The following is a 17,636-nucleotide window of genomic DNA, read 5'->3' on the forward strand; positions in this document are numbered from 1 at the left end:
AGCAGCCTGTTAAGTCTTTGTTTTGATGCATGTCGTTGTCCCAGAACCGCTGCACACTTCTGGGCGACATGCATTAGCAAGTGTAGCCGACCTGACCCGAACGAAGCCTGCGAGACAGTTGGATTTAGAAAATCATAATGGTTTTCAAAGCTCTGCATAAACCCTGCTTTAACGCGCCCTTAAATCGCCGCATCTACTCTTAAACCCGAACGCCATCGGCACCGGGGCAGGCAAGCAAGAGCGCATGGCGAACCGCAGAGACAGTCGCATCGAACCAAGCTTCGAGGACTCGCCGCGCGCGAAGTCCTCCGATGGCTTTTCGGTGAGCGAGGAGGATCGCGTCGTGCCGCGCACCCGCAAGCCCGCTGCAAAAGGCAAGTCCGCCAAGGCGAAATCACGCGGTCGCGGCCGCGATCGCAACCGGCGCGGGCTGCTCGGCATTGCCACCCGCCTGGTCTACTGGTGCTTCGTGCTCTGCATCTGGGGCGGCATCGCGGTGGCCGGCATCGTCGTCTATTACGGCGCCAAGATGCCGGCTGCGACGACATGGTCGATCCCGGACCGCGCGCCCAACATCAAGATCGTCTCGGTCGATGGCGGGCTGATCGCCAATCGCGGAACGTCGGGCGGCGAGGCCGTCGGCCTGCATGAAATGTCGCCTTATATCCCCGAGGCTGTCGTCGCCATCGAGGATCGCCGCTTCTATTCGCATTTCGGCATCGACCCGATCGGCCTGTCGCGCGCCATGGTCACCAACCTGCTTGGCCGCCATTTCTCGCAGGGCGGCTCGACGCTGACGCAGCAGCTGGCGAAGAACCTGTTCCTGACGCCGGACCGCACGCTGGAGCGCAAGGTGCAGGAGGTGCTCCTGGCGCTATGGCTGGAGCACAAGCACACCAAGGACCAGATCCTCGAAATGTATCTGAACCGGGTTTATTTCGGCTCGGGCGCCTATGGCGTGGAAGCGGCTTCGCGGCGCTATTTCGGCAAGAGCGCGCGCGACGTGAGCCTCTCGGAGGCCGCATTGCTGGCGGGCCTGCTCAAGGCGCCGTCCAAGCTTTCGCCGGCGCGCGACCCGAAGGCTGCCGAGGCACGGGCGCAGCTTGTGCTCGCAGCCATGCACGAGGAAGGCAAGATCAGCGACAAGGAATACAAGGTGGCGCTGAGCGCGCCGGCGACGCGCGCACCGTCCTACTGGACGGGCTCGGAAAACTATGTCGCCGACACGGTGATGGACGAGCTTCCCGACCTTGTCGGCGACGTCCGCGGCGACATCGTCATCAACACCACCGTGGACTTGAACCTGCAGAAGCTTGCCGAACAGTCGATCCGCCGGCTGATCGACGAGAGCGGCAAGAAGCTCAACGTCACGCAAGGGGCGCTGGTGTCGATCGACGATTCCGGCGCCGTGCGCGCCATGGTGGGCGGCTACGATTATTCGACCAGCCAGTTCGACCGGGCCTCGGAAGCGCGCCGGCAGCCCGGTTCCGCCTTCAAGCCCTTCGTCTACATGGCGGCGCTCGAGGCCGGCCGCACGCCCGACAGCATACGCAACGACGCGCCGATCAAGATAGGCAAATGGACGCCCGACAATTACGGCGGCAAATATTACGGCAAGGTCACGCTGGCGACGGCGCTGGCCAAGTCGCTCAACTCGGTGGCGGCACAGCTCACCATGGAGGTCGGACCCGACGCCGTGGTCGAAGCCGCGCATCGCATGGGTATCCAGTCGGACCTGCAGGCCAACACCTCGATCGCGCTCGGCACTTCGGAAGTGACGCCGCTGGAATTGACCTCCGCCTATGTGCCGTTCGCCAATGGCGGCTACAAGCCGGATATCCACTTCATCCAGCGCATCGCCACGGCCGCCGGCAAGGTGCTCTACGAGAATAATGGCGGCAGCGCGCCGCGCGTCATCAAGGCCGACATCGTCGGCATGATGAATTCGATGATGACGGGCACGGTCGAGGTCGGCACCGCCAAGAAGGCGGCGTTCAACTGGCCCTCGGCCGGCAAGACCGGCACCAGCCAGAACTCGCGCGACGCCTGGTTCGTCGGCTACACCGCCAATCTCACGACGGGCGTGTGGTTCGGCAATGACGACGGCAGCGCGATGAAGAAAGTCACCGGCGGTGCCTTGCCGGCGCAGGCCTGGCACGAGTTCATGGTGGCGGCGCATGAGGGCGTTCCGGTCAGGCCGCTGCCCGGCACCTGGAAGTCGACGCCGTCCGATACGATCGTGCCGGACGAGATCCCGTCGGCAGACGCCTCGCAGCCGCCGCCCGCGCCGCCCGCAGCCGTCGGCCAGTCGGCGCCGGTCGCGCAGGCGCCGGCACCCGCACGCCAGGTGCGGACCACACGACCGGCCGAAACCGTCGATGCCGGCGGCGGCTTCGACATGCCGAGCGACAGCGGACAGACCGGCTCGATCAAGCATCCGGTGCCGCCCGGCAATGTCGGCGGTCCGACCAAAAAGCGCCAGACCTCGATCCTCAACATTCTGGGCGGAGGCTAACTCGCCTCTCGCCACCACGGCCGGCTTCGGCTACATGTCCGGCCGGAGATCAAGCCATGGCCGAGACCGACAGCAGAAAAACCATCGTGCTTACCGGCGCCAGCCGCGGCATCGGCCATGCGACCGTGAAGCGCTTTTCGCGCGAGGGCTGGCGGGTCATCACCTGCTCGCGCCAGGCTTTCGCCGAGGATTGCCCTTGGCCGGCCGGGCCTGAGGACCATATCAAGGTCGATCTCGCCGACCAGGAGGATGTCGGCATCGCCGTTTCGGAAATCCGTCACCGGCTGGAGGAGCATGGCGGCCAATTGAATGCGCTGGTCAACAATGCCGGCATCTCGCCAAAGCTGAAAGACGGCAGCCGGATGAACTCCATCGACACGCCGATGCATGTCTGGCGCGATGTTTTCCAGGTCAATTTCTTCGCGCCAATCATGCTGGCACGGGGGCTGTTTAAGGAGCTCGCCGCCGCCAAGGGGTCGATCGTCAACGTCACCTCGATAGCCGGCACCCGCGTGCATCCGTTCGCCGGCACGGCCTATGCGACATCCAAAGCCGCGCTCGGCTCGCTGACGCGCGAGATGGCGCATGACTTCGGCCCGCACGGCATCCGCGTCAACGCGATCGCGCCGGGCGAGATCGACACCGCGATCCTTTCTCCCGGCACCGACAAGATCGTCGAGACGATCCCGCTGAGAAGGCTGGGTGCCACGTCGGAAGTCGCCGATATCATCTACTTCCTGTGCTCCGGCCAGTCGTCCTACGTGACCGGCTCGGAAATCCACATCAATGGCGGCCAGCACGTCTGAGCTGCCGATCCAGGTCCAAGGATTTCTCATCCGGCTATGGTGAGAACGGCTTTGCCACTGATGCTGCGCTGTCGCAGCGCCTCCAGGCCCTGGGCGATTTCGGTCCACGGCATGGTCAATGCGACACGGGTTTCCAACCGGCCGGCCGCGACCAGCGCGAGCAGCGAGGCGATGTCGGCACCAATGGCTGAACCGGACGTGTAATAGGCGAAGGTCTGAAGCCTCGCGCCCTCGTGACCCGGAACGAACTGACGGAATCCGACTGGGGTCAGTTCGCCACTGCTCGAACCGAACATGACGATGGTCCCGCCAGGCGCGACGTGTTCGATCGCGTCGGCAAGGCTTTTGCCGCCGACCGACTCGGTGATCAGCGAAAACGGCCCCTCGGCCAGCTCGATCGACTCGACTACCTGTTCGGCTCCTAACCCACGGAGATCCTCGCTATGCCGGGAGGCGGCGACCGCGGTCACAAGTCCGCCCTGCTCACGAGCGATCTGGATCTGGAAGCGACCGACCGCGCCGCTTGCTCCGGTGATCAGGACCCGCTGACCGGCGAGGTCGCCGCCGTGGCGCAAAGTCCTCAGCGCTGTCGTGCCAGCCACCGGAAGCGTGGCGGCGGAGGCGAAGCCGACGCCATCGGGCAGGACGGCGAGACGGTCGGTGGGAATGGCGATACGTTCGGCCCAGCCGGCCTGATCGATCAAAGCCGCAACGCGTGTGCCCGCCGCCGGGCCGGTGCCGTCGGCCGCTGCGCGCTCGACAATTCCTGCGACGTCCTGTCCAGGCACAAAACCGTTCGGACGGATGGCGAGCAGGCGCAGCTCGCCGCGGTTCAACGAGGTTGCGTGGACCGAGACAAGCGCCTCATTCGCCGAGGGCCGAGGTTCCTCGAACTCTGCGAGCCTCAGGCCGGCGGCGCTGTCGGGAGACGTGACGAGGGCGAGCATGGGGTCGGACCTCTTTGCTGATTTGCATGGCGCCAACGAACTGTTGCTCGTCATACGCAAATCGGAGCCTATCGACTTCTCCGTTCGAATAATTTAGCTATCCTGGCATCTAGTCGCTAAAAGCAGTCAATCATGAGACAACCGCTCCGTTGGCCCTGGTTGGACTTCGATGTCGATGACGTGCTCTCGCCGGCGATCGCCGTTCGTGTCGACGTGACCGAGACCAGGGCCGAGGTGCCCGAGCATTGGCATCGCAAGGCGCAACTCGTCTTCGCGCTCGGCGGCGGGGTCACCTGCCGCGTTCCCGGTGGCCTGTGGATGGTGCCGCCGCATTGCGGCGTGTGGATTCCCGGCGGCATGCGACACAGCAATATCGCGACGGCCAATGCGCGGATTTTCTTCGTCTACGTCGAGCCGGGCGCCGCCGACCTGCCGGATCGGTGCTGCACGCTTTCGATCTCACCGCTGCTGCGCGAGCTGATCATCGAACTGTCGGACTGCGCGCCGGACGACACGCGGTGCGACTTCCTGGGAAAGGTCCTGCTCGCCGAACTGCCGCTTATGCCGGTTCAGCAATTGCACCTGCCGATCTCGGCCGAGCCGCGGCTACGCCGGATCGCCGAAACCTTGGCCGAGGATCCAGCTGACCGACGCACCTTGGCGGAATGGGCCGACCATGTCGCGCTCAGCGAGAGCAGCCTGGCGCGCCTTGTGGTAAAGGAGACCGGGTTGACGTTCGGGCGCTGGCGCCAGCAGCTGCATCTGATCGTGGCTCTGCGGGAACTGTCTTCCGGTGCCAGCGTGCAGCAGGTGTCGGGCGGCCTCGGCTATGAGTCCGTCACCGCCTTCATCACCATGTTCAAGAAGGCGCTTGGCAAGCCGCCGGCGAAATACCTCAGCGACATCACGCAGCACGGTGGTTCCGCCTTCGTGGCCTGAAGCGCGTCGCGCTGAACCGGATTCAGCCGACGCGCTTTCGATTTTTGTTTTGATGCATGTCGTTGCAACAGAACCGCTGCACAGTTATGGGCGACATGCATCAATGCATCAAGCGGGCTGCGGATTGATCTCCCCGGCGGAGCCGGTCGAACCGTCGGTTTTGCCGGTCACCGCCTCCACGATCCCTCGCGCGATCTCGCGTTCGCCCATGATCACGGTGTCGGCGCCCAGTCCCTTCAGGTGCTCGACCTCGGCGTCGGAATGGGCGCGCGCAACGACGTTGATCGCCGGATTGGCGGCGCGGGCGCGAAGCACGATCTGGCCAGCCTCGAAGGCGTTGGGGATGGCGAGGATCAGCCGCTTGGCGCCTTCCGGATTGGCGGCTGAGAGGACGTCCACGTTGGCGGCGTTGCCGGCGACGGTTTCGACGCCGTCGGCCTTCAGCTTCGCCAGCGTCTTGTCGGCATCCTCGATGACCAGGAAGGGCAGGGCGGCTTCCTTCAGCGCGACGCCCACGAGGCTGCCGACGCGGCCATAGCCGATCAGGATGGAATGGCCGGCAAGCGTTGTCTTTGGTGGCGGGCCATCTTCCCCACCCTGAACTGGCTGGACCGAAGCGACCCGGCCGGGCTCGGTCGCCGGGCCGATAGGCCTGGTCTCCTCGGGCGCGGCAGGTTTGCCTGCGCGTTTCTCGAGCCACGGCTTCATCCAGTCGACAATCAGGAATATCAGCGGATTGAGCAGGATCGACAGGATGGCGCCTGCGAGGATCAGGTCGCGGCCCTGCTCGGGCAACAATTTCAGGCCGACGCCAAGCTCGGCCAGGATGAAGGAGAATTCGCCGATCTGGGCAAGGCTCGCCGAAATCATCAGCGCGGTCACAATCGGATAGCGGAAGGCGATCACGATGATGAAAGCCGCGATCGACTTGCCGATGACGATGATGGCTAAGGTGGCGAGGATCGGCAGGCCGTTGCTGATGAGGCTGAACGGGTCGAACAGCATGCCGACCGAGACGAAAAACAGCACCGAGAAGGCGTCGCGCAGCGGCAGCGATTCTTCCGCCGCGCGGTGGCTGAGCTCAGACTCGCTCATGATCATGCCGGCGAAGAACGCGCCGAGCGCCAGCGAGACGCCGAACAGCTTTGCCGCGCCGAAGGCGACGCCGAGCGCGATGGCAAGTACCGAGAGCCGGAACAGCTCCCGGGAGCCGGTATGGGCGACGTAATGCAGGATCCATGGAATGACCCTGCGGCCGACCACCAGCATGACGACGACGAAGGCCGCGACCTTGGCCAGCGTGATGCCGACCACGCCCCATATGCCGTAGCTGGCGGGCAGCGAGAGCAAGCTCGCATGGTCCTCGACCGGCGGCTGGCCGCCGAGCACGCCGGCGAGCGCCGGCAAAAGCACCAGCGCCAGCACCATGGCGAGATCCTCGACGATCAGCCAGCCGACGGCGATGCGGCCGCGTTCGGTTTCGATCAACCGCCGCTCCTGCAGGGCGCGCAAAAGCACCACGGTCGAGGCGACCGAGAGCGCGAGGCCAAAGACCAGGCCGGCGCCCAGCGACCAGCCGAGCAGCCAGGCAAGCCCCACCCCAAGCAGGGTCGCAAAGCCGATCTGGACGATGGCGCCCGGCACGGCGATGGCGCGGACGGACAGAAGATCCTTCAGCGAAAAATGCAGGCCGACGCCAAACATCAGCAGGATGACGCCGATTTCCGCGAGTTCGTTGGCAAGGCTGGCGTCGGCGACGAAGCCCGGTGTGTTCGGCCCGACCAGGACGCCGGCGACAAGATAGCCGACAAGCGGCGGGATGCGGAAACGGTTGGCTAAAGCCCCGAAGACGAAAGCCAGCCCCAGACCGGCGACGATGGTGGCGATAAGGGGCGTGTCATGCGGCATTGTCTATGGAGCGCCTTTCGAAAATCGCGATGTCTGATGGGCGCCCGCCGAGGCGGTCGCCTTTGGCAATATGGTGGAGGGGGCGGTGATGATGCAACCGTGGCGGCGCAGAAATCGACGCCGAACGGCGGGCGCGGCGCGGAAAATCGGCGCTGCGCCGCCAAAGAGGCCGCTTCGAGCCGCAATCCGGCCTCGAGGCCGCTAAGTTTTTGCCCGCTTATGCCGCCTGCAGCAGATTCTCGATATCCGAAATCGTGTGGTTGGTGAGCGTCTTCGGGATTTCCGCCTGCACTTTCTGGCCGACTTCCTTGTGCAGTTTCTGGCGCATCTCGCCAAGCACCTGCGGCGGCGCGATCAGCACGACCGCGTCGAACTCGCCGCGATGCGCGAGCTTGTAGAGCCGGGCGGCAATGTCGAGGGCGAAGCGCTCCTTGCCGAGACGGTGCCAATCGGTGTCTTCAATGGCGCTGCGTGGCCCTTCCGCGTACCGGCCCGGTTTGTCCGTGCCTTGCTCGCGTGTGGGAGGATTCTCCTGCTCCATCTCGTGCACCACTTCCAGGTTCGGGAACTTGCTGTCGCCCTGGTTGCGCAGGAAGAGCGCCTTCTCGCCGTCGGCCACGACGACCCACAATCCGTGTTTCAGCCTGATGCTCATGGCGTTCCTCCTTGCTTGCATGATTGCCGATCGGTCGAGCTTAGGATCGACAGAATGGTCTGCTATCCAAACGAGCCGCGAAGCATGATTGTTCCGATCGGCGGTGACGCCTCGATCGCTCTCGGCAGGCAGGCTGGGCGCCAAACCGGCAAGGTCGGCTTTAATCTACTAACTTAGTAGAATTTAGAAAAAACTATTTTGCTGCTTTCCTTGCCCGGCGCTAAAAATTACGCCGGATCAAGGCGGTTTCTAATGCGGTGCTGGCCGCCTCATTCTCAAAGTAGAATTTTTTTCTCTTGCCCTTCGCGGTTGCGAAAAAGCGATTGCCTGCTGTTCGGCGGCGCGCGAGTGCTTGCCTTCTGGTTTTTGGCGTGGCCGCGTAAAACTGCCAAACTGTTCCAATATTGCTGATCGCCATGTCGCCAGCCAATGCCAAGCTAAATGCCTTTCCCGTCTTCATGCGGGTCGACGGCGAAGCCGTAGCCATCGTCGGCAATGGCGAGGAGGCGCTTGCCAAGGCGCGGCTGCTTTCGCAGTCGAGCGCGGTGCTGCGCATCGTTGCCGACAATGCCGGCGGCGGCCTGCTGGACTTCATCGCCTCGACGGGCGCCGTTCACATCAAGGCGGCCTACGAGGCCGCCCATCTCCAAGGTGCCGCCCTGGTGTTCGCGGCCAGCGGCGATGAGGCGCTTGACCGTTGCGTGGTCGAGGACGCGCGCCGGCTGAGCATCCCGGTCAACGCCGTCGACCGGCCGGAGCATTGTGACTTCTTCACGCCTGCGCTGGTCAACCGCGCGCCTGTCGCCATCGCCATCGGCACCGAGGGCGCCGGACCGGTGCTGGCACAGATGCTGCGCAGCCGTATCGACCGCATGCTGTCGCCGTCGTTCGGCCGGCTGGCGGCACTTGCCGCGTCGTTTCGTGCCGCCGCCGAAAAGCTGCCGAGGGGCAATCGCCGCCGGCGGTTCTGGAACGATTTCTTCGCCGGCGCGCCGGCCAAGGCAATTGAAGCCGGGGAGCTCGCCGAGGCGCATGGTGCAGCGCTCGACCTTTTGGCTGCGAGCGCTCCGGCCGAGGGACACATCGCGCTGGTCGGCGCCGGTCCGGGCGCGGAGGACCTTTTAACGCTGCGCGCACACCGCCTGCTGATGGAAGCCGATGCGATCGTATACGATGCACTGGTGCCGGAAGCGATTGTGGCCATGGGCCGCCGCGATGCCGAGCGCCTGCCGGTCGGCAAGCGCAAGGGCTGCCATTCCAAGAGCCAGGAAGAAATCAACGCGCTGCTCATCGAGCTCGGCAGCGCCGGCAAGCGCGTGGTGCGGCTGAAGTCCGGCGATCCGCTGGTGTTCGGCCGGGCGGGCGAAGAGATGGCGGCACTGCGCGAGGCCAGGATCGCCTATGAGGTGGTGCCTGGCGTCACCGCCGCCTTTGCCGCCGCCGCCGATTTCGAACTGCCGCTGACGCTGCGCGGCGTCTCGTCCTCGATGGTGTTCACCACCGGCCACGATCTAAAGGGCAACTCGCTGCCCGACTGGGCAAAGCTCGCCATCTCGGGTGCGACCGTTGCCGTCTATATGGGCCGTTCGGTCGCTGCCGAAGTCGCCGGCCGGCTGATCGAAGCGGGGCTGTCCCCGGACACGGCCGTCGCCGTCGTCGAGAATGCCAGCCTCGGCAACCGCCGCCGTTTCCACGGCACGCTCGCAGACCTGCCGTCGCTGGAGGCTCGCGCCGACCTTACCGGTCCGGTGATGACGATCATCGGCGATGCGGTCGCCGGCGCCAATTTTGAACAATCCGAGCCGCTCGCGGCACATAAGCATGAGGGCGCGGCTTCAGCCGTCGCCGAAGGAGTTGAGCAATGAAGGTTCTGACCGCGAACAGGCTCTCGGATGGCATCGCCGTCTGGTACGCCGATGGCGGCTGGGCGGAAACCGTCGGTCATGCCGATATCGCGCATGACAAGGCGGCGGGGGACCGGCTCGAAGCGATCGGCGCCGCGGCTGGCGCCAACAATGAGGTGGTCGACGTCAACCTGATCGACGTCGCGATAGTCGATGGTTTGGTCGAGCCGGTGCGGCTGCGCGAAAAGATCCGCGCCGCGGGGCCCACCATCCGCACCGATCTAGGCAAGCAGGCGAGCCCGGAAACCGTCCGGACGGCATAAGTTTTCGAGCATGATCCCGAAAAGTGGGAACCGGTTTTCGGACAAGATCATGCTCCAACAAAGAATTGAAGAGCGGGCGGACGCGCCCTGAAAGACGAAGCATGTACCGTTACGACGAGTTCGACCAGGATTTCGTTCACGCCCGTGTCGCCGAGTTCAGCGACCAGGTGCAGCGCCGGCTTGCCGGCGAGATCACCGAGGACCAGTTCCGGCCGCTCCGGCTGATGAACGGCGTCTATCTGCAACTGCATGCCTATATGCTGCGCATCGCTGTGCCTTACGGCACGCTGAACAGCCGGCAATTGCGCATGCTTGGCCATATCGCGCGCAAATACGACAAGGGCTACGGCCACTTCACCACGCGCCAGAACATCCAGTTCAACTGGCCGGCGCTGTCCGACATCCCGGCTATCCTGGCCGACCTCGCTAGCGTCGAGATGCATGCCATCCAGACCAGCGGCAACTGCATCCGCAACGTCACCGCCGATCATTTCGCCGGGGCCGCCGCCGATGAGGTTGCCGATCCGCGCCCCTATGCGGAAATCCTGCGCCAATGGTCGTCGGTGCACCCGGAATTCTCGTTCCTGCCGCGCAAGTTCAAAATCGCGGTGACGGGCGCCGAGCGCGACCGCGCCGCCATCCAAACGCACGACATCGGCCTGCATCTGAAGAAGAACGCGGCCGGCGGATTGGGCTTCGCGGTCTATGTCGGCGGCGGCCAGGGCCGCACGCCGATGGTCGCGAGAAAGATCCGCGACTTCCTGCCGGAAGCCGATCTTCTGTCCTACTGCACGGCGATCCTGCGCGTGTACAACCTCTATGGCCGCCGCGACAACAAGTACAAGGCGCGCATCAAGATCCTGGTGCACGAGACCGGCGTGGAGGAGATCACCCGCCAGATCGAGGCCGAATGGCAGGAGCTCAAGGACGCCGAGCTGAAGTTGCCTGAGGCCGATATCGAGGCCATCAACGCCTATTTCGCGCCGCCGGCGCTGGTTTCCCGGCCGCAAGGCGATGATGCGGTGAAACAGGCCAGGCTCGATTCCAAGAGCTTTTCGGAATGGCTCGACCAGAATGTCGTGACCCATCGCCATCCCGACTACGCGGCGGTGACGATTTCGCTCAAGGGCATCGGCGAGGTTCCCGGCGACGCCACCGACAGCCAGATGGAAGCCGTCGCCGACATCGCCGAGAAATACGCGTTCGACGAATTGCGCGTCAGCCACGAACAGAACCTGATCCTGCCGCATGTGGCGCGCGCCGACCTCAAGGCGGTCCATGACGCGCTGGTCGAGATCGGTCTGGCGACCGCCAATTCCAACTTGATCAGCGACATCATCTCCTGCCCCGGGCTCGATTATTGCGCGCTGGCCACCGCGCGCTCCATTCCGATTGCGCAGGAAATCTCGCTTCGCTTCGCTTCGCTGGAGCGACAGCGCGAGATCGGCGAGTTGAAGCTGAAGATCTCCGGCTGCATCAATGCCTGCGGCCACCACCATGTCGGCCATATCGGCATCCTCGGCGTCGAGAAGAAGGGCTCCGAGCTCTACCAGGTGACGCTTGGCGGCTCGGCCGACGAGAACACCTCGGTCGGCGAGATCATCGGCCGTGGCTTCAGTTCAGAAGAGATCACCGACGCCATCGAGCAGATCGTCGACACCTATCTCGGCCTTCGGCTCAGTCCCAGTGAACGTTTTATCGACGCCTACCGCAGAGTCGGTCCCGCGCCGTTCAAGGAGGCGCTTTATGCTGGCGAAACCAAGGCCGCTTGACCGGGTCGTCGATGTCGAGGCCGGCGTCGCCGCCGAGGCGGCAGGGCTCGACGCGCTCTACGGCCACCTGAGGCCGCTCGAGATCATCGAGCGCTCTTCCCGCGAACTCTTTCACGGCGACATCGCCGCCGTGTCCTCCTTCGGCGCCGATTCCGCCGTGCTGCTGCACATGATCGCCAAGGTCGACCGCTCGCTGCCGGTGATCTTCCTCGATACCGGCAAGCATTTCGAGGAGACGCTCGGCTATCGCGATGCTCTGGTCGCCGATTTCGGCCTGACCGATGTCAGGGTGATCAAGCCGGACGAGAACGCGCTCGAACGCGTCGATCCGACCGGCAGGCTGCACGAGGCCGACACCGATTCCTGCTGCAACGTGCGCAAGGTCGAGCCGCTGGCGCGCGGCGTCGAACCGTTTCGCGCCTGGTTCACCGGGCGCAAGCGCTTCCAGGCCTCGACGCGGGCGGCACTCCCGGTCTTCGAGGCGGTCGGCGCGCGTATCCGCATCAATCCGCTGGCACATTGGACGACGTCGGACCAGGCCGACTACATGCGCGCGCATGCGCTGCGCGAAAATCCGCTGGTAGCCTATGGCTATCTCTCGATCGGTTGCTTCCCGTGCACGCAGCCCGTGCAGCCGGGCGAGGATGCGCGCAGCGGCCGCTGGGCGGGGCACGCCAAGACCGAGTGCGGTATCCATCTCTCCGGCCTGGAGAAGTCGCTGACCGACGCTTCACTTTAGGGTATGCCGGTATCCAGGTGAGGCCGGCCTGCGAACGGCGGCTCCCGGTCGCTGACGGCTGCGGGCTCGCTGGGCAATTTGGGACTTTAGGAATTTTTGATGACTGGATCGACGACAGCGGGGACCCGCCTCTGGACCCCGGACGGCTTTCGCGAGGATGAGTGGACCCACGCCGAAAGCGCCGAGGCGCTTGCCGGCAATGGCCGCTTCATCCTGCCGTTGCAGGCTTTTCTCGGGCTGGATGACGAAGTTCGCAAATCAGCCAAGGAGCGCCTCGGCGTGATGTTGCAGCCCGGCGACGAACTCGACAAGATCGTCGGCCTGCTGGACCAGCTGTCGCTGGTGGCGCTGGCCTTCCCGGCGTTCAATGACGGCCGCTCCTTCTCGAAGGGCGAGTTGCTGCGCGCCCGACATCACTTCAAGGGCGCGGTGCGCGCCACCGGCCAGGTGCTGGTCGACCAACTGCCGCATATGCTGCGGCTCGGCTTCGACGAGTTCGAGGTTTCGAATCCGGTACTAATGAAGCGCCTGGAGCAGGGCCGCACCGGCGGCCTGCCGGTCTATTATCAGCCGGCCGTGGAGCCGGAGCCCAAGGGTCCGAAATACTCCTGGCGGCGCAAGCGCGCTGGACCAGAATGACGTTCTGTCGAACCGTCATCCTGATCTAGTCCTTTGTTGGAGCATGATCTTCTCCGAAAACCGGTTCCCACTTTTTGGGATCATGCCCTGACTGACGCTGCGGCATCTTTACAAGCCGCGCCGGCAGGCATTCTCTCGGGAGAACGGACGGAAACATCCGCCGGGAGGAGAGGATGCGTTACGACTATGTCATCGCCGGCGGCGGCTCCGCCGGCTCGGCGCTTGCCGCCAGGCTTTCCGAGGATCCATCAAAGACGGTTTGCCTGCTCGAAGCGGGCGGCGTCGGCAAGGATCTGCTGATCCGAGCGCCGGCCGGCATCATTGCGCTGCTGCCGGGCCGCCCGAAGATCAACAACTGGGCCTTCCAGACGGTGCCGCAACAGGGGTTGGGTGGCCGAAAGGGCTATCAGCCGCGCGGCAAGGCATTGGGCGGTTCCAGCGCCATCAACGCCATGCTCTATACGCGAGGTCATCGCCGCGACTATGACGAATGGGCCGATCTCGGCTGCGACGGCTGGTCGTGGGACGAGGTGCTGCCTTATTTCCGGCGTGCCGAAGGCAACCAGCGCGGCGCAGATGCATTGCATGGTGGTGACGGGCCGCTCAGGGTCGCCGAGCAGCAGGAGCCGCGCGCGATCTCCAGGGCATTTGTCGAGGCTTGCGGCGAAAACCAGATCAGACGCAACGATGACTTCAACGGGCCGGAGCAGGAAGGGGCTGGCCTCTATCAGGTCACACAGTTCTGGGGCGAGCGCCGCAACGGCGAGCGCTGCTCGGCGGCGGCCGCCTATCTGCATCCGGCGATCGACAGGCCGAATCTCACCGTTGTCACCGGCGCGCATGCGACCGGTGTCGTGCTCGACGGCAAGCGCGCGAAGGGCGTGCGCTATCGTATCGGCAAGAGCGAAGCGGTCGCGGAGGCCAGACGCGAGGTCATCCTGTGCGGCGGGACGTTCGGTTCGCCGCAGATGCTTATGCTCTCGGGTATCGGTCCGGCGGTCGAGCTCGCGGCGCATGGCATTCCGCTCGTCCACGAATTGCCTGGCGTCGGCAGGAACCTGCAGGACCATCTTGATTTCATCCTTGCCTGGAAGTCGCGGGAGACCGAGCTGATGGGCATCGGCCTGCGCGGCATGCCGGGCCTGATCAGGCATATGCTGCGCTGGCGCAAGGACGGCACCGGCATGATCGCCACCCCCTATGCCGAAGGCGGCGCGTTCCTCAAATCCGACCCGGCGATAGAGCGTCCCGACCTGCAATTGCATTTCTGCATCGCCATCGTCGACGACCATGGCCGAAAGCTGCATATGGGCTACGGCTTTTCCTGTCATGTCTGCGTGCTGAGGCCGCATTCGCGCGGCGAGGTGGGGCTGATGAGCAAGGATCCGCTGGCGCCACCACGCATCGATCCGCGCTTCCTCGAGGACGACCGCGACGCCGGCCTTCTGCTCAAGGGCGTGCGGATGATGCGCGCCATATTGGAAGCGCCGGCGCTGGCGAAATACCGCGCCAAGGAAATCTACACCACGGGCGCTTCAAGCGATGCCCAACTGATGGCGCATATCAGGGCGCGCGCCGACACGATCTACCATCCTGCCGGCACCTGCAAGATGGGCGTCGACGACATGGCCGTGGTCGACCCAAAGCTCAAGGTACGCGGGCTGGATGGGTTGCGTGTGGTCGATGCCTCGGTGATGCCTACCCTGATCGGCGGCAACACCAATGCGCCCACGATCATGATCGCCGAGAAGGCCGCGGACATGATCCGGGCAGCGACCTGATCCTGCTGTCTTGGTCGGACCAGCCTCATCGATTTTTTATCGGCGGCGCCGCGCTATTCCATCCGCTGATCGGATTGAATCCATCTGGTCAGACCACTTATGCGATTTACGCTTCCCCTTCGATCGTCTTGCCCTTAGGATAGGGTTATTATTTCGCGCTCCGAAATAAATAGCCAGCAAAGGGAGGAACGGCATGGCAGGCAAGAAGATATTGATGCTCGTTGGCGAGTTCAGCGAGGAATACGAGATTTTCGTCTTTGAGCAGGCCATGCACGCGGTCGGCCACACCGTCCATGTCGTCTGTCCGGACAAGAAAGCGGGCGACGTGCTGAAGACCTCGTTGCACGACTTCGAAGGCCACCAGACCTATACGGAAAAGCTCGGCCACGATTACATCCTCAACAAGACCTTCGCCGAGGTGAACCCGGCCGACTACGACGCGGTCTACGCGGCGGGCGGGCGCGGGCCGGAATACATCCGCATCGACAAGCGCGTGCAGGCGCTGGTCAGGCATTTCCATGAAACCGGCAAGCCGATCTTCACCATCTGCCATGGTGCGCAGATCCTGATCGCGGTCGATGGCGTGGTGCGCGGCAAGGAAGTCGCAGCGCTGCATTATTGCGAGCCGGAAGTGACGCTCGCCGGCGGCATCTATATCGATGTCGCTCCGACCGGAGCGCATGTCGACGGCAATCTGGTTTCAGCCAAGGGCTGGCCGGGCCTTGCCGCCTTCATGCGGGAATGCCTGAAGGTGCTCGGTACCGAGATCCGCCACGGCAAAGCGCTGATGCGCGACGACAGGAAGGCGGCTTAGGCTCTGCTGGAGCAGTTCAGTGTTTGATATGATCGCCGGCCTGCTCCAGCCTTTGTTTTTGCGCAATTCCGGAGGGAAAACCGCTACGCACTTTTCCTGGAATTGCTCTACCGCGGCGCGCCCGCAGTCTTCGCCTCGGCATCGTCGAGGCGGTCAAGCAGATCGCTCAGCCGCCGAGGCACTTCCTTTTCCAGGCGAAATCCCGGCAACGTGCGCAGAAAGCGCTTCGTCGCTTCGTTGCCCGCCTGACGCCTGATATCTTTGGCCAGTTCGGCGCGCCTGTTGCCATTGTTGCCGTTCATCGTCCAAAAATCCTGTGTCGGCTTCGAAACTCCTGCAGGCCGCCTATGGTTCCCCCACCAGCGTTCGAGAGCAAGCAAAGCTGCGTGATACGGTAAAATTTGAATTAATTTGGATCGATGGTCGACATTCCGCAGTTGCGCTTACCCCTTGATTTTTGGCCTCCAAACCTCGATATCGGGCGCAAATCCAGACCAATCCGAATGACGGGAAACGCGATGAGCGACCAGGCAAAAGACGAACGCACGCCCGAAGATATGGAAGCCACCCAGGCTTCCGGCGAGCGTGCGGAAGGTGGCGTCGACGGCGACTACGAAGCGCTGGTGCGGCTGCTGAAGGAAAACGAGGACCTAAAGGACCGCGCGCTGCGCGTCGCGGCCGAAATGGAGAATTTGCGGCGGCGCACCGCGCGCGACGTGCAGGACGCGCGCGCCTATGCTGTCGCCAATTTCGCGCGCGACATGCTGTCGGTGTCCGACAATCTGCGCCGCGCGCTGGACGCGATCCCGGCTGAGGCGAAGGTTGGCGGCGACGCCGGCTTCAAGTCGCTGATCGAAGGTGTCGATCTCACCGAGCGCGCCATGCTTTCGGCCCTGGAACGCCACGGCGTGAAGAAACTCGCGCCGGAAGGCGAGAAGTTCGATCCGAATTTCCACCAGGCGATGTTCGAGGTGCCCAATCCGGAGGTTCCGGCCGGCACCGTCGTACAGGTGGTGCAGCCGGGCTATTCGATCGGCGAGCGCGTGCTGCGGCCGGCGATGGTCGGTGTCGCCAAGGGTGGCCCGAAGACGGCCGCCGAGGCGAAGGTCGAGCCGGGCCCGGTGAACGAGCAGGCCGAGAAGGATGCGTGATAGTGAGTAGCGAATTGGGAGTAGTGAGTAGGGGACTGATATTTATCCGCGGCTTCGTGCTATTTCCCTACTCACTATTTGCTACTCACTACTCGCTCGCCCATGAATCCCATCGCGTTGCTCGACTATGCCGGCGTCGCCGTCTTCGCGGCGACGGGTGCGCTTGCCGCATCACGCAAGCAGCTCGACATCATCGGCTTCCTGTTCCTGGCCAGCGTCACCGGCATCGGCGGCGGAACGCTGCGCGACGTCATCCTCAACCTGCCGGTGTTCTGGGTCGCCAACAGCGGCTATGTGCTGATCTGCGCCGTGGTCGCGGTGCTGGTCTTCTTCAGCGCCCACCGGGTCGAATCCCGCTACAAATTGCTGCTTTGGCTCGACGCTATCGGGCTCGCCGCCTTTGCGGTCATGGGCGCGGCCAAGGGTCTGGCGATCACCGGCTCGCCCGTCGTGTCGGTCATCATGGGCGTGCTGACGGCGACCTTCGGCGGCATCTTGCGCGATCTGCTTGCCGGCGAGCCTTCGGTGCTGCTCAGGCCCGAAATCTATGTCACGGCCGCCCTTGCCGGTGCCACCATCTTCACCCTTGGCGATCTTGCCGGCCTGCCGGCGCTGGCGTCCAGCCTGCTCGGCTTCGCGGGCGCATTCGTCGTGCGCGGCGGAGCGCTTAAATTCGGCTGGTCGTTTCCAGCCTATAAGAGCCGGCCGGGGCGAAGGCCGGAGGATATTCCATGAGGGGAGTAGTCTGTAGTGAGTAGTCAGTAGTGACAGGTGCGCCAGTCGTGGTGTCCACCACTACTCAC

General features: G+C 64.2%; 17 protein-coding genes. 12 read left to right on the forward strand and 5 right to left on the reverse strand.

The genetic code is table 11. From position 1 onward, the window contains the following. The first annotated feature begins 244 nt into the window (after nt 1-244). Together ACWGS9_RS29780 and ACWGS9_RS29785 are read left to right on the forward strand one after the other, a co-directional pair. Nucleotides 245-2,515 (forward strand): transglycosylase domain-containing protein, encoded by a 2,271-nt coding sequence (locus ACWGS9_RS29780; RefSeq protein WP_454508602.1) that lies wholly within the window; start codon nt 245-247, stop codon nt 2,513-2,515. A 56-nt stretch (nt 2,516-2,571) separates the two neighbouring features. After that, nucleotides 2,572-3,321, forward strand: a complete 750-nt coding sequence (locus ACWGS9_RS29785; protein ID WP_454508603.1) for an SDR family NAD(P)-dependent oxidoreductase — start codon at nt 2,572-2,574, stop codon at nt 3,319-3,321. 26 nt (nt 3,322-3,347) lie between these two features. Here ACWGS9_RS29785 and ACWGS9_RS29790 read toward each other — a convergent pair whose 3' ends face one another. Then, complete coding sequence (locus tag ACWGS9_RS29790; RefSeq protein WP_454508604.1) at nt 3,348-4,268, reverse strand: zinc-binding dehydrogenase; 921 nt, start codon at nt 4,266-4,268, stop codon at nt 3,348-3,350. Nucleotides 4,269-4,400: 132 nt separating this feature from the next. Between ACWGS9_RS29790 and ACWGS9_RS29795 the strand changes: the two genes are divergently transcribed. After that, complete coding sequence (locus ACWGS9_RS29795) at nt 4,401-5,207, forward strand: AraC family transcriptional regulator (protein ID WP_454508605.1); 807 nt, start codon at nt 4,401-4,403, stop codon at nt 5,205-5,207. A 108-nt stretch (nt 5,208-5,315) separates the two neighbouring features. Here the strand turns inward: ACWGS9_RS29795 and ACWGS9_RS29800 are convergent, their stop codons facing one another. From ACWGS9_RS29800 to ACWGS9_RS29810, 3 genes are all read right to left on the reverse strand, one after another. Further along, nucleotides 5,316-7,115 carry a cation:proton antiporter domain-containing protein gene (locus ACWGS9_RS29800; RefSeq protein WP_454508606.1) on the reverse strand — a complete coding sequence of 600 codons (1,800 nt, stop codon included), beginning with the start codon at nt 7,113-7,115 and terminating at the stop codon, nt 5,316-5,318. Nucleotides 7,116-7,332: 217 nt separating this feature from the next. Next, nucleotides 7,333-7,770 carry a baeRF12 domain-containing protein gene (locus tag ACWGS9_RS29805; RefSeq protein ID WP_454508607.1) on the reverse strand — a complete coding sequence of 146 codons (438 nt, stop codon included), beginning with the start codon at nt 7,768-7,770 and terminating at the stop codon, nt 7,333-7,335. A gap of 220 nt (nt 7,771-7,990) precedes the next feature. Further along, on the reverse strand, nt 7,991-8,188 hold the full coding sequence (locus ACWGS9_RS29810; protein WP_454508608.1) for a hypothetical protein: 198 nt from the start codon (nt 8,186-8,188) through the stop codon (nt 7,991-7,993). Between ACWGS9_RS29810 and cysG the strand changes: the two genes are divergently transcribed. The 7 genes from cysG (at nt 8,187) to ACWGS9_RS29845 (ending at nt 15,682) form a co-directional block, all read left to right on the forward strand. Further along, nucleotides 8,187-9,635, forward strand: coding sequence for a siroheme synthase CysG (cysG, locus tag ACWGS9_RS29815; protein ID WP_454508609.1), 1,449 nt, complete (start codon nt 8,187-8,189; stop codon nt 9,633-9,635). The genes ACWGS9_RS29810 and cysG overlap by 2 nt on opposite strands. Then, the gene (locus tag ACWGS9_RS29820) at nt 9,632-9,937 is read left to right on the forward strand and encodes a DUF2849 domain-containing protein (RefSeq protein WP_454508610.1); all 306 of its coding nucleotides are present in this window, start codon (nt 9,632-9,634) and stop codon (nt 9,935-9,937) included. The genes cysG and ACWGS9_RS29820 overlap by 4 nt, the downstream gene beginning before the upstream one ends. Before the next feature lie 101 nt (nt 9,938-10,038). After that, a complete protein-coding gene (locus ACWGS9_RS29825; protein WP_454508611.1) occupies nt 10,039-11,709 on the forward strand; it encodes a nitrite/sulfite reductase in 1,671 nt (556 codons plus the stop codon). Continuing rightward, a complete protein-coding gene (locus ACWGS9_RS29830; RefSeq protein WP_454508612.1) occupies nt 11,684-12,448 on the forward strand; it encodes a phosphoadenylyl-sulfate reductase in 765 nt (254 codons plus the stop codon). Before ACWGS9_RS29825 ends, ACWGS9_RS29830 begins: the two co-directional genes overlap by 26 nt. Nucleotides 12,449-12,547: 99 nt before the next feature. After that, the gene (locus tag ACWGS9_RS29835) at nt 12,548-13,087 is read left to right on the forward strand and encodes a DUF934 domain-containing protein (protein WP_454508613.1); all 540 of its coding nucleotides are present in this window, start codon (nt 12,548-12,550) and stop codon (nt 13,085-13,087) included. A gap of 173 nt (nt 13,088-13,260) precedes the next feature. Further along, nucleotides 13,261-14,868 carry a GMC family oxidoreductase gene (locus ACWGS9_RS29840; protein ID WP_454508614.1) on the forward strand — a complete coding sequence of 536 codons (1,608 nt, stop codon included), beginning with the start codon at nt 13,261-13,263 and terminating at the stop codon, nt 14,866-14,868. Between the two features lie 193 nt (nt 14,869-15,061). Then, nucleotides 15,062-15,682, forward strand: a complete 621-nt coding sequence (locus ACWGS9_RS29845) for a DJ-1/PfpI family protein (protein WP_454508615.1) — start codon at nt 15,062-15,064, stop codon at nt 15,680-15,682. A gap of 107 nt (nt 15,683-15,789) precedes the next feature. Here ACWGS9_RS29845 and ACWGS9_RS29850 read toward each other — a convergent pair whose 3' ends face one another. Further along, nucleotides 15,790-15,984 carry a hypothetical protein gene (locus ACWGS9_RS29850; protein WP_320215431.1) on the reverse strand — a complete coding sequence of 65 codons (195 nt, stop codon included), beginning with the start codon at nt 15,982-15,984 and terminating at the stop codon, nt 15,790-15,792. Between the two features lie 216 nt (nt 15,985-16,200). Between ACWGS9_RS29850 and grpE the strand changes: the two genes are divergently transcribed. Together grpE and ACWGS9_RS29860 are read left to right on the forward strand one after the other, a co-directional pair. Beyond that, nucleotides 16,201-16,833: a nucleotide exchange factor GrpE gene (grpE, locus tag ACWGS9_RS29855; RefSeq protein ID WP_454508616.1), complete on the forward strand. Its 633-nt coding sequence runs from the start codon at nt 16,201-16,203 to the stop codon at nt 16,831-16,833. A 102-nt stretch (nt 16,834-16,935) separates the two neighbouring features. After that, entirely contained in the window at nt 16,936-17,568 is a 633-nt protein-coding gene (locus ACWGS9_RS29860) for a trimeric intracellular cation channel family protein (protein WP_320230616.1), read from the forward strand. Nucleotides 17,569-17,636: the final 68 nt, after the last annotated feature.

This window comes from Mesorhizobium sp. Arg314 (assembly GCF_053714275.1).

Bases quoted from the DNA above. Each gene is read 5' to 3' on its own strand.
- ACWGS9_RS29780 (WP_454508602.1), top strand. From the start codon at position 245: ATGGCGAACCGCAGAGACAGTCGCATCGAACCAAGCTTCGAGGACTCG.
- ACWGS9_RS29785 (WP_454508603.1), top strand. From the start codon at position 2,572: ATGGCCGAGACCGACAGCAGAAAAACCATCGTGCTTACCGGCGCCAGC.
- ACWGS9_RS29790 (WP_454508604.1), bottom strand. From the start codon at position 4,268: ATGCTCGCCCTCGTCACGTCTCCCGACAGCGCCGCCGGCCTGAGGCTC.
- ACWGS9_RS29795 (WP_454508605.1), top strand. From the start codon at position 4,401: ATGAGACAACCGCTCCGTTGGCCCTGGTTGGACTTCGATGTCGATGAC.
- ACWGS9_RS29800 (WP_454508606.1), bottom strand. From the start codon at position 7,115: ATGCCGCATGACACGCCCCTTATCGCCACCATCGTCGCCGGTCTGGGG.
- ACWGS9_RS29805 (WP_454508607.1), bottom strand. From the start codon at position 7,770: ATGAGCATCAGGCTGAAACACGGATTGTGGGTCGTCGTGGCCGACGGC.
- cysG (WP_454508609.1), top strand. From the start codon at position 8,187: ATGTCGCCAGCCAATGCCAAGCTAAATGCCTTTCCCGTCTTCATGCGG.
- ACWGS9_RS29810 (WP_454508608.1), bottom strand. From the start codon at position 8,188: ATGGCGATCAGCAATATTGGAACAGTTTGGCAGTTTTACGCGGCCACG.
- ACWGS9_RS29820 (WP_454508610.1), top strand. From the start codon at position 9,632: ATGAAGGTTCTGACCGCGAACAGGCTCTCGGATGGCATCGCCGTCTGG.
- ACWGS9_RS29825 (WP_454508611.1), top strand. From the start codon at position 10,039: ATGTACCGTTACGACGAGTTCGACCAGGATTTCGTTCACGCCCGTGTC.
- ACWGS9_RS29830 (WP_454508612.1), top strand. From the start codon at position 11,684: ATGCTGGCGAAACCAAGGCCGCTTGACCGGGTCGTCGATGTCGAGGCC.
- ACWGS9_RS29835 (WP_454508613.1), top strand. From the start codon at position 12,548: ATGACTGGATCGACGACAGCGGGGACCCGCCTCTGGACCCCGGACGGC.
- ACWGS9_RS29840 (WP_454508614.1), top strand. From the start codon at position 13,261: ATGCGTTACGACTATGTCATCGCCGGCGGCGGCTCCGCCGGCTCGGCG.
- ACWGS9_RS29845 (WP_454508615.1), top strand. From the start codon at position 15,062: ATGGCAGGCAAGAAGATATTGATGCTCGTTGGCGAGTTCAGCGAGGAA.
- ACWGS9_RS29850 (WP_320215431.1), bottom strand. From the start codon at position 15,984: ATGAACGGCAACAATGGCAACAGGCGCGCCGAACTGGCCAAAGATATC.
- grpE (WP_454508616.1), top strand. From the start codon at position 16,201: ATGAGCGACCAGGCAAAAGACGAACGCACGCCCGAAGATATGGAAGCC.
- ACWGS9_RS29860 (WP_320230616.1), top strand. From the start codon at position 16,936: ATGAATCCCATCGCGTTGCTCGACTATGCCGGCGTCGCCGTCTTCGCG.